We start from the raw sequence: 11,780 nt of genomic DNA on the forward strand, positions 1-11,780 counted from the left end.
CCCATGTCGTCGCCCCTACATACCGAACGGGCGCTGGAGGACGCCATTGAGTCCCATCTTTTAGAACATGGCGGCTACGAGAAAGAAGATCCGTCTGAATATGACCGGGAACTAGCACTTTTCCCGAGAACTGTGATTCGCTTCATTCAATCCAGCCAACCGGACGAGTGGAACCGGCTGGTCGGTTTTTTTGGCGAAGATACGGAGAAGGAAGTCATAAAGCGGCTCGTCCAGGTTCTGCAGCGGGACGGCATGCTGAGAGTGCTGCGCAAAGGGTTCGACCTCTACAACGTACCGATCAAGATGGCCTTTTTCAAACCAGCCAGCGGGTTGAACCCAGAGACGAAGGCAAGGTACGAGCAAAATATTCTGACCGTTACCCGACAGGTCCATTACAGCACTCGCAACGAGAATTCCCTGGATATGGTAGTCTCTGTCAACGGCCTACCCGTGGCCACGGTCGAACTGAAAAACCATTTCACCGGCCAAACCGTCGAGAATGCGAAGCGGCAGTACAAACATGATCGGGACCCGAACGAACTCATTTTTCAATTCAAAAAGAGGACGCTTGTCCATTTTGCCGTTGACCCGGACGAAGTGTACATGACCACACGCTTGAACGGCAGCCAGACGCGCTTTCTTCCGTTTAACCAGGGGTTTAACGATGGTGCAGGCAATCCGCCGGATGATGAGACCGGTTTTCGCACGTCGTATCTGTGGCGGGACATTTGGCAGCGGGATAGCTGGCTCGACATCCTTCACCGGTTCCTTCACCTGCAGGTGGAGGAAAAGGTAGTGGGCGGCGAAACGACCCGCAAGGAAACGATGATTTTCCCCCGATTCCACCAACTTGATGCGGTTCGGAAAATTGAAACCGATGTGCTGCAGAACGGACCTGGCCATAATTACCTGATTCAGCATTCGGCCGGCAGCGGCAAAAGCAATTCGATTGCCTGGCTTGCTCACCGTCTGTCGAGTTTGCACGATCAACACAACAAAGCCATCTTTCACTCCGTCATTGTCATTACTGATCGGATCGTGCTGGACAGGCAATTGCAGGACACTATTTATCAGTTCGAACATGTTCAGGGCGTCGTCCGACCGATTAAGGATAACTCCAGACAGTTGGCTCAGGCCTTGAATAACGGCGCCAGAATTATTATTACTACGCTCCAAAAATTTGGGTATATTTTGGACCAGGTGGGTAACTTGAGCGGCAAGAATTTTGCTCTTATTGTAGACGAAGCGCACAGTTCCCAAACCGGCAAAGCAGCGGACGATATCAAGCAGGTACTGGCAGCTCCAACGCTAGAAGAAGCCGAGAAGCTGCAGGCACAGATCGACGCCGCGGTAGATGAATCAGAAGAAGAGATCTTGAAGGAGCTTTCCAAACGGGGACATCAGCGAAACTTGAGCTATTTTGCCTTCACTGCCACGCCGAAACATAAAACGATTGAAATGTTTGGACGTAAAGACGAGAATGGCGAATACCAGCCATTCCACCTTTATTCGATGCGTCAGGCGATTGAAGAGGGTTTCATTCTGGATGTATTGAAGCACTATGTTACATATAAAACCTACTACAAGCTAGCCAAAGCGATTGAGGACGATCCACTTGTAGATGAGCGTTCCGCCAAACGGTCCATTGCCCGATTCGTGAGTCTGCATCCGCATAATCTGGCGCAAAAGACAGAAGTGATGATCGAACATTTTCGGCGCGTTACCCGCCACAAAATCGGCGGAAAAGCCAAAGCCATGGTGGTGACCAGTTCCCGGCTTCATGCTTTGCGGTATAAGCAGGCGTTTGATATGTATATCCGTGAAAAGGGTTACAAGGATATTCAGACGCTGGTTGCCTTCTCCGGAACCGTCATCGATGAAGGTCAGGAATACACGGAATCTCAGCTCAATGGCTTCGGTGAGAAAGAGCTTCCTGACAAATTTGATACGGATGAGTATCAAGTGTTGATCGTAGCGGACAAATATCAGACCGGCTTTGATCAACCGCTTTTGCACACCATGTTTGTGGACAAGAAGTTGTCGGGCATTCAGGCGGTGCAGACGTTGTCCCGGCTTAACCGGACCTATCCCGGAAAAGAAGACACTTTCGTCCTCGATTTTATCAATGCACCTGAAGATATCAAACAAGCATTTCTGCCCTATTATGGGCAGACGGAATTGGAGCAGGAAACAGATTTGAACCTGCTCAGCGATCTCAAAAACAAAATGGACGACTTTCAAATCTACTGGCAGTCCGAGATCGACGCCTTTTGCCAGGTATTTTTCCGTCCGAAGGCAAAGCAGCAAAAATCCGATATCGGTCGGCTTCATCAATACGTCGATCCCGCCGTTGATCGCTTCAAAGCGAAGACGAAGGAGGAGCGGGAAGAATTCCGCAGTACTCTGGCCGCTTATATTCGGGCATACTCGTTCATAACCCAGATCGCGCCATTCCAGTCGGTGCCGCTGCATAAGCTTTATGCATACGGACAATTACTTCTGCGGAAACTGCCGACTCGGGGCCTAAAACAGATCAACCTAGACGATGACGTGGCGCTTGAGTATTACCGATTGCAGGAGACGAGTAATGGGAACATTTCTCTGATGGGCGAGGAACCAGTTAAACTCAAAGGGATCACGGATGCCGGAACCGGGATCGTAAGAGAAGAAAAGCAGGTGTACCTGTCTTCGATTCTCGATATGCTTAACAAACGATTCGGAACCGACTTCAAGGGAGCTGACAAGCTCTTCTTCGACCAAATCGAGCAGGATATTCTGGAAGAAGAACAAATTGTCCAGTCGGCTCGAAACAATACGATGGACAACTTTAAGTACGTGTTTGACGAAGTTTTCCTCGAGAAAGTCATCGAACGCATGGGACAAAATGACCAAATGTTTGCTATGGTCATGGACAACCTGGACTTTCAAAACGCCGTTAAAACGTGGATTATGAAATCGGTGTTTGAGAAAGTCAATGAGAATAATAAGATGCATGGGGAGTGACATTTCCTATTAACAGATTCCTTTTGAGCTGGATTGCCTATTAATCAAATGTTAATCTTTTGTACTAGACGGAAGGCCCCCGGTATGTTGCCGGGGGTTTTGTTGTTAAGTTGTTAATACAGCTAAGCGTTGAAGGGAAAGTTGTGCGATGACGAATTAACCAATATTTATTCGATTAATACATACTGAGCCCGCGATTCGTCGGGTAAAAAACTAGTTGTAAATGATTTAGTATTATATTTCTTCCAATGGTTATTTAGTAACTTGAAAATCATAAATTTGGCCACAATCTAGTTCCTTCTTACTAAGTAAAAATATGAAAATTAACAAGGTAATGGTATAATTTATGAATAAGTTTTAATTGGTCTAGGATATTATTTGAATTAATGAAATAAGAGAAGAGGCGATTGATTATGCTAAATAAATGGCTGGTAGAGAAACAAAGATCGTCTAACTCATATTCTTTTAATGTTATTGATACAACAGAACTGAGTCAACTTGATGATAAAGTTAGGAAGTATATAGCTCACTACCTTTTGACTAACTTTCGTGATCCGGAATTTTTAATAAACAAATATAAAAATCGGTCTAAGGAAGAGTTAAAGAAATATCTAAAAACAAAGGTTTTCGCTACTAACGTGGATAAACCAAGTAAAGTCACTCAACAAGGTGACTGGGGAGAGGTTTTGTCTGCGCTGGTTCTGAATGATTTTCGAAATGTTAAACCACTCACTAAGCTTCGTTGGAAAGTAAACAATGAACGTTCCATGTTTGGTACGGACGTCTTTGCTCTCGAGGAAGATCAGAATGGGAATGTTACTAAGTTAATTTATTGTGAGGTTAAAACGAAACGAACCTATACAAAAAACATTGCAAGCCAAGCTTACGAAAGTCTGTATCGGGATAAAGGCAGATCATTGCCAGATATTATTGATTTTATGTCTAGAATTTATTTCGATAAGAAGGACTTTGAAACAGCTAACAAATTGGATGAACTCTATCATAACTATAAGAAATATAATAAGGAGTTTCAAATTTTCTTAATATATGAAAAATCGAAATGGAAGGAAGATATATTAGCTGTTCTAGATAGTCTGCCACCTAAGTTAAAAAATTTGCACATTACAGTAGTACTAATAAATAACCTTAATTCGATAATATCAGAAACTTATAAAGAAACTATTGATGTGGGAGTAGAGATCGTACATGGAATTAAAACAGTATCTACGCCTTAAAGAAATAAAAATAAAAGAAATACTAAAGGATACTAGATTAAACAATTATTTTAATCAGATGTATGCTAAGAAAATGGGTGCGGTTTTTGATAGCAAGTTTAGCGAAGGGTATTTGTGGGAAAATGCACTTTTTTTATCGTCAAATGCTAGCAAGATACTGATTACTGATAGTAATAACAAAACTGCTAAGAAGGCTATGCATATGGCTGCGCAAATCTATGAAGTTTTTGCGTTTTCAACAGAAAAATATGATAAGGATTATTGTTTAATTTTGGCAAGTATCTGTTATGATTTGGCGGGTTATCAGGCAAATGCTATTTGTTTGTCAAAAGAAATTTATTCTCTGCTTATTGATGAGGATAAAGTAATAGTTGAAAGTGAAGATATAAATCATGAATCAGAATTGGATGATTTAATCGAGAGAAGTTCATGGCTCTTGCAGTATGAAAATAAATACCTTGAATGTTTACAACTTCTTCTCCAAAAGAAAATTACATTACTGTTGAAAAAAACAATCTATTTTTTGCAAGAGGCCAGTGCTATGGAAAATCAATCTTTTGAGGAGTACAGTTTTATCCCGTTCTTTAAAGGAATGAAAAACCTAGCTAATTATATTATTAATGGAAAAGAAGAAGAAATTGAAGAATTTTTAAATGAGAGTACAGCCTCTTTTATGCGGAATGGGAATATAATGTTAACACACTTAAATAGCTTACTCTTTACTAAATACCTTATTATCAGACAGCAATGTATTTGGGATATTCTCAAGAAGTACGGAAAATTACCGAATGCAATTTGGGAAAGATATGCAATGCTTCTTACATCAAACTCCTATAACGGTAACGAGTATCTTAATGAATTAAGTAGAACATCAGTATTTGAATTTTGGAACTCTCAACTGGAGGCCATTAATTCGGGCTTACTTTCTACTGACAATAGCTTTATTATTCAAATGCCAACAAGCGCCGGAAAGACAATGATAGCTGAATTAAGTATTATTAATTCCCTTGTATCATATCCCAACAGTAAATGTATATATATCGCACCGTTTAGAGCATTAGCATCGGAAGTTGAAGAGACTTTGGCGAATAGGCTGAGTAGAATGGGATTCATAGTTTCAAACCTTACTGGGAATTATGAACTTGATGCTTTCGATGAGTTTCAAATTAAAGAAGCAGCCGTCCTAGTTGCAACACCGGAAAAGATAGATTTATTACTTAGATTACGACCGGATTTTTTTGATAACGTTTCAATAGTCGTTATCGATGAAGGCCATATCTTAGGTAACTTTGATGAGAGATCTTCTTTGGTAGAGTTTTTAATAGCAAGATTAAAAAGGAAACTAAGGGATAGAGCCAAATTTATGTTTATTTCAGCTGTAATGCCAGAAATAAACGCTGAGGAGTTTGCTCTTTGGCTTACAGGTAAAAAAGAAAACTTTATTCAGTCCCCCAGGGACCTCAATGGTGTTAAATGGCAACCAACAAGAAGGTTGGTTGGGAGATTCAAATGGATAGGAACGAGCAACAAAATTGACTATCCAAATTTAAAAATAAAAAATGTAAAAGAAACATTCGTGCCTAATATTATAAAAATAAATGAATATGTTGATTATACTGAGAAATTAAAAAAGGAGAAGAAGGTTAGGTTTCCGAGAATATCAAAAAATGTGGTTAGGAAAAGCGACACCGCAGTTGAATTGGCTCATAAATTTTCAATTGATGGACCTGTATTAATCTTTTGCTCACATCCGGGTCATGTTGAAGATGTTGCAAACGCCTACTTAGAGTTAATTAGATTGTTGGACATAGAAAAGAATAAAAAGGAGAGAGAATGGTATCAGGAGTTTGAGGAATTGGAAAGTATTGAATACTCCGATAGGTGGCTAGGGAAAGAATCAACACTTTCAAAATGTTTAAGACGTGGTATTGGCTTGCATTATGGTGAACTTGCAGAAGCAGTACGAAAGGCAGTCGAAAGTGACTTCAGGGATAAGAAACTAAAAGTATTAATTTCAACTAATACACTTGGTCAAGGTGTTAACTTACCTATAAAAACTATAATAATTCACTCTGTGGTTAGAAATCATCAGACAGGAGAAAAGATTAACATTCGTGATTTTTGGAATGTTGTAGGGAGAGCTGGTAGAGCAGGGAGGGAGACCGAGGGGCAAATCATCTTCATTAGCAATTCAGAAAGTGATGACAAGTTCTTTGATGATTATTCGAATGAAAACAATGTAGAGAAAGTTAAAAGTATCATTTTTCAACTTTTATCAGAATTAATGGAGAATCGAATTACAGCTGATCAGTTTGATGATTATATATCGAGATTTATGGAATCAGAATTGTTCGCTATATTGGTTGAGGAAAGTGTTAATACTGTAGATGCTAGTATTATTGAGGATATCATCAACGATAGTTTAGTTAAAGTCCAAGCAGCGGATATCGACACAAGTAAACTAATTAATAAACTTGTTGGAATCTCAAAGGAATTCATAGATTTAACAGAGGATCTAAACAAAAGGAAAGTATTTGCTCTATCCGGGTTTTCTTTAGAGAGTTGTAAACATCTATTAAATTACATAGATGAAAATATCGACGAGTTAAGATCGATTTTATCTGAAGAGAAGATTGATCTTCACAACTATGCGAAGATAGTCATTCGTTCGTTCATTGGAATTAAGGAAATGGGACCAAGTGGTAAACTATCAAACACTACCGATTTGGGAGAAAATTGATTATATTGAAAACCTAATTTTAGATTGGATAAGCGGAAGAGAACTGGAGTCTTTAAGGATTAAGTGGACTACAATTTGTGAAAAGTGTGATGCGACTAATTTCAATGTATTTATTGAACGAACAGTTATTATGTTATAAATTCCCGTGGGGAGTTACGGCGTTTAATCTGTTTGTGTCTTATAGACTGAATATCGATTTAAAAGAGATGTTCCCAATTATATTGTATATCCCATCGTTCTTTAAATTTGGAACAGATAAAATTGAGGAATGTTGGGCAAGGCATCTTGGGGTCCCGACACGGGACACAGCCAAAACTATTTCCGAGTCATTTTTAACTGTGTCCAAAGATAAAGACCTCATTTCGTTTGTGAGGTGGTTTAGTAACCTAACATTGGAGGATCTTCAAGTACTTTTAAAAACAAAGAAAACATTTGAAATGGTTAGAATATTAAACCAAGCTCAGAAAATAAATATTGAACAGTTTAGTCAAAGTCTTTCAACTAATGAACCTATACGTTGTAGTATAAAAGGGATACCATACGATGAGAATAGAAAAAAAGTATCAGAGGCTATCCCAATAAATGCTATATTACATTTAGTTAGAGAGTACGATAACTCATTTGATGTGTACGCAGTAAAGATATTATTTAATGAAGAACAAGTTGGTTATGTTCCTAGGGAGATCGCCAAAAAGATTGCTTTAAACATGGATCTCCATGGCGAGGAATACCAAGCAATAGTGTCTTCCAAGAGGAAGAGACGCGGATACCATGATATTGCTATTATCATTAGGAAGATCTAATTAAGTAGAAAATAGAGATAGTAATAAGAAGCTACTGCCAATGTATTATTATTGTTGTTGCACGTCGATCCTGATATCTATAGAGTGCCTGAAGCTACAGTTGTGGATTTAGGCTCCCTTCTCATGGAAGAGGGAGTTTTTGGTGCAATAGAGCATCATCTCTGATGCTTAGAACTTTTGCTTCCAATAATGACGGTTTCAGTAAAATAAATAGACAAGATGCAACAAGAGGTGAAGTGAAAGCGATGTTGATCAAACGAAGGAGAATGTTTAAGCAAATTATTGACCAGGATCCTTCGACAAACATCAGCGTAGTTCGGCGTGGTATTTGGATCCTGAAGGACAGCTACTTGGTAGATTCCTTATTGGAAGCCATACAGGCCCAGTCGAAAAAATATTTTTTACGAACTTTACCCTAGAATCCCCTCGGTTTTTTGTAGTCATGGTGTAGCCAAAAGGGATAAAATGCTCTAATTTTGACTAAAATAATTTAACACCAATTAACACGATCGATTCCCGAAAACCCGCATAAAATAAGGGCTCTTAGCACTTTTTAACATACCATAAAACCAATTAAAAAATTCAAGACGAGGGTTCGATATAATGCTCCCATAGGTTGAGACACGGGAGAGTGATAAATAAGTTATAATGAAGCTATGGAAAAACGGAACCGATATACCTCAGAGTTTAAGACAAAAGTTGTGCTGGAGGTCCTCCGGGAGGAGCAGACCGTCAACGAGATTGCTGCCAAGTACGAAGTAAGCCCGGTTATGGTTAGCCGATGGAAAGCTGAATTTCTTGAGCGTGCTTCTGTCGTCTTTGAGAAGAAGACAAGTGAAGTCGACAAACTGAAGAAAGAGTACGAGAGCAAGCAAGAGCATCTAGAGAAGCTGGTTGGCCAACTCACGGTAGAGGTCGACTGGCTGAAAAAAAAATCTGGCCTCAAATGAACCGCTCGAAGCTCGAAAAGCCATGGTGGAGCGTGATAACAATGAAATTACCATTAAGCGCCAGGCCGATCTGCTGAACGTGAACAGGACAAGCGTTTATCGCCTTAGTCAAGAGAAAAGTGAAAGCGAAGAGAATGTACAGATCATGCACCAGATCGATGAAATCTATATGAAACACCCTTACTTTGGTTATCGGCGGATGACCCGATTCCTTCGAGATCGAGGCTTTGAGGTGAATCGTAAGCGCGTACGGCGTCTCATGCAGCACATGGGGCTTGAAGCGATCTATCCGAAGCCGAACTTGAGCAAGCGATTCCACGCAAAATATGTTCGCCCCTACTTGCTTCGGGGCTTAACCATTAACCGGCCGAATCAGGTCTGGGGAATCGACATCACCTATCTCCGGATGGGGAAAGGCTTCATGTATCTGTTCAATATCATCGATTGGTATAGCCGCAAAGTGATCGACTACGAGCTATCCAGTACGCTTGAGAAAGGCTTTGTTTTGAGGTGTCTCAAGCGCGCATTTAGCCGCTGTAAGCCCGAGATCATGAACAGCGATCAGGGCTCCCACTTTACCAACGCTGAATACCTTGAGCTACTGGAGAAAGAAGGCGTCAAGGTATCGATGGATGGCAAGGGGCGTGCGACGGATAACAGCCGCACAGAGCGATATTTCCGCTCGCTCAAATACGAATGCATCTTCTTGAATGAATACGAAGACCCTCGCGCGCTGCGCAAAGGGATAGTTCGCTATGTCCAATTCTATAACCAAGAACGCCCTCATCAATCTCTCAATGAAGCAAAGCCCGATCAATTTTACGCGCATTCTATTGAAAAAACCGCATCCTAATTTACTAGATTACGAGAATGGAGGACATAACTTAATCCTCAAAAAATCGTGTCTTGACAATGGGGAGCATTACATCTTGCCGGTGCCGACGGGGCCGTACAACACCAGATTTCGCCGTCCTTCAATAAACGTGCCTTCTGTCAGATCGCTCCATTGCAGTGAGCTCGGCAGCTTGACGCCATGGCGCTCGTAACCCTCCAGTGTCTTGTAGACCGGAAATCCGGCGCGGCTGAGTAGCCTAGTGCGGCGGCTACGCTCCCGGCTTTCCATCTCCTCAGATAGTACGCGGTGCAAGAACTCTTCCTGTTTGGGCGTCGCCTCCGTTTCGCACAGCTGGACAGCACGCTGGCTGAGCACAAGCTTCTTGCAGAAGGCCGAGATCTCCGCGCGCAGCGCCTCCCGTTCCCGAATCGCGCTCATGGCTTCACCCCGCCGACAGGCTCCAGCATCCGGTCGTAGACGCTCAGATCGACACTTGGACTTTCTTCCGGCTCAAACGAGGCCAGCCTGGCGGCAAGCACGATGCTGTTCGCACTGGTGAGCCGTCCGAGCTTGGTCGCTTCCTCCATGGCCTGCAGGGCGGTGTCGAATCCATAGCGCCCGGAGAGCTGCTCCATTGTCGCCAGCGTCTCTTTCAGTTCTGTGCGTTCCAGCTTGTCCAGTTCTTCGCGCAGCAGATCCGGAATCGCTTTGCGCAGCTGGCTGTTGCGCCAGGCGCCGGGATTCTGCAATAGGCGGCTGAGCGTGGTCCGCACGTCCACACTGTCTGTCCGCTGTTTGCCGAACAGACGGAGATGGATCGTAATCGGCTCACCGCTTGGCAGGAGCGGTTCCACGGTGTGGGCCCCGATTCGCACGGTGACTTCGCGCCCGGCCCACTCTGGTGACGAGGAATAGAAGTGCTTGCCGTCAATCGAGAATTTACCGTAGCCGTCCGTCTTCACGCGGGCATAGCGACAGGCGGCGAACGGATGGCGCGGAAGATAGAGCAGCGCATTCTTATCATCTTCAAAGAGCAGGTGAATCGGGACGCCTTTCTTGTAATGTTCACGCTGCCAATCGGCTTCGCAGCGGCCGAGCAATTCCTCGTTAAAGGCCTGCATGTCCGTCACGGTGGGCAGCGGCACGAAAAAGTTGCGCCGAAAGTAGCCGACCTTGTTCTCGACATTGCCTTTCTCGTGGCCAGCGTACGGATTGCAGAACGTGACCTCGAAACCATAGTGGGCCTTGAAGCGAAGGAACAGATCCGCCATCTGGACATTTTCGTTCACTCGCCGGCCTACGCCGCTGGCATTGTCAAAGATCAGTCTTCCCGGCACACCGCCGATCCGGTGAAAAATATCGCGCAGGCCGTGCACCACTCACTCGGCCGTCTCGCCGCCGAACAGCTGCGTGTAGCCCGCGTTGCTGTAGGGGAAGGTGACGCAGAGGAACTTACAGGCTTTCTTCTCGCCGTCCGCATCAAAGATATCCGCTTCACCGAAATCGACTTGCGCTTCACCCGGCGGCCATTCCAGTTCCAGCGTCCCTTCCTGATGTCGCGCTTCCCGCAGACTTCGCACGTATCGCTGGACCAGCGGATACGAGGCGTCATACCCGGGGCATTCCGCCACAAGCCGGTTATGAATGCGTTGCGCCGTGTGCCGCTGCTTGTAGCGATTCTTACGATCTTCTTCGAGCCAGCTTTGGATGAGTGGCTTGTACGGATCCAGCTTGGAAGGCTGCGCCACTGCCGCCTTCGGTTTTCGATTCTCAAACGTCTCCGACTTCATGACCTTCCTCACCGTCTTTCGGTCCATCTGCAGCCGCTCGGCGATCGCGCTCGGCCCAAGCCCCTTGCTTTGCATGTTCTTGATCGTTTCAATCTGACTCATCTTCAGCATCTCCCCGTCTCCGCCCCCTCATCGTCTACGAACAGGGTAACGGAGTTGCTAGATTCGGTCCATTTCCGCACGATTAAAGTGGGGAATTTCGCACGATTTTTTTGGGGAAATCCGTTTGATCATTTTGGGTATTTTTATCTTACCGTACACAGTCGGCACGCTTCCACGCCCAAAGCAATTGCCATATGCGTCTTTCCGTTATGGCAATTTTTCCATAACGGTAATTATCGAAAGAATTTGGTTATGGAAAGAATTGAGCGTACATCCCGTTATTTCAATGAATGTACATTGATTTCTTTCCATAACACCTCAG

Annotated in this window: 8 protein-coding genes; 5 read left to right on the top strand and 3 right to left on the bottom strand. The window is 43.4% G+C overall.

Translation table 11 applies throughout. The features are described 5' to 3' along the window. The first annotated feature begins 3 nt into the window (after nt 1-3). The 5 genes from BLT35_RS24580 to BLT35_RS24610 all read left to right on the top strand — a co-directional run bounded on the left by BLT35_RS24580 (nt 4) and on the right by BLT35_RS24610 (nt 9,584). The gene (locus BLT35_RS24580) at nt 4-3,003 is read left to right on the top strand and encodes a type I restriction endonuclease subunit R (protein ID WP_175472059.1); all 3,000 of its coding nucleotides are present in this window, start codon (nt 4-6) and stop codon (nt 3,001-3,003) included. A 413-nt stretch (nt 3,004-3,416) separates the two neighbouring features. Continuing rightward, a complete protein-coding gene (locus tag BLT35_RS24585) occupies nt 3,417-4,238 on the top strand; it encodes a Hachiman antiphage defense system protein HamA (RefSeq protein WP_074730052.1) in 822 nt (273 codons plus the stop codon). Then, nucleotides 4,210-6,978, top strand: coding sequence for a DEAD/DEAH box helicase (locus tag BLT35_RS24590; RefSeq protein ID WP_074730053.1), 2,769 nt, complete (start codon nt 4,210-4,212; stop codon nt 6,976-6,978). The genes BLT35_RS24585 and BLT35_RS24590 overlap by 29 nt, the downstream gene beginning before the upstream one ends. Nucleotides 6,979-7,151: 173 nt before the next feature. Then, nucleotides 7,152-7,781: an HIRAN domain-containing protein gene (locus BLT35_RS24595; RefSeq protein ID WP_175472060.1), complete on the top strand. Its 630-nt coding sequence runs from the start codon at nt 7,152-7,154 to the stop codon at nt 7,779-7,781. A gap of 656 nt (nt 7,782-8,437) precedes the next feature. Further along, nucleotides 8,438-9,584, top strand: a protein-coding gene (locus tag BLT35_RS24610; protein ID WP_437438539.1) for an IS3 family transposase whose coding sequence is annotated in 2 segments (ribosomal slippage) — nt 8,438-8,709 and nt 8,708-9,584 — 1,149 coding nt in all. Because the reading frame shifts where the segments join, the coding sequence is not laid out codon by codon here. Between the two features lie 69 nt (nt 9,585-9,653). On the opposite strand, the gene BLT35_RS27390 is transcribed toward BLT35_RS24610, so the two are convergent. From BLT35_RS27390 to BLT35_RS27395, 3 genes are read right to left on the bottom strand one after another with little or no spacing between them, the layout of a single operon-like run. Continuing rightward, entirely contained in the window at nt 9,654-10,004 is a 351-nt protein-coding gene (locus tag BLT35_RS27390) for an ATP-binding protein (protein ID WP_217634749.1), read from the bottom strand. Next, entirely contained in the window at nt 10,001-10,945 is a 945-nt protein-coding gene (locus BLT35_RS24620) for a Mu transposase domain-containing protein (protein ID WP_217634750.1), read from the bottom strand. The genes BLT35_RS27390 and BLT35_RS24620 overlap by 4 nt, the downstream gene beginning before the upstream one ends. After that, nucleotides 10,946-11,383, bottom strand: coding sequence for a hypothetical protein (locus BLT35_RS27395; RefSeq protein WP_217634751.1), 438 nt, complete (start codon nt 11,381-11,383; stop codon nt 10,946-10,948). Nucleotides 11,384-11,780 lie beyond the last annotated feature (397 nt).

It is taken from the genome of Paenibacillus naphthalenovorans, assembly GCF_900099895.1.
GTDB classification, from domain to species: domain Bacteria; phylum Bacillota; class Bacilli; order Paenibacillales; family NBRC-103111; genus Paenibacillus_G; species Paenibacillus_G naphthalenovorans.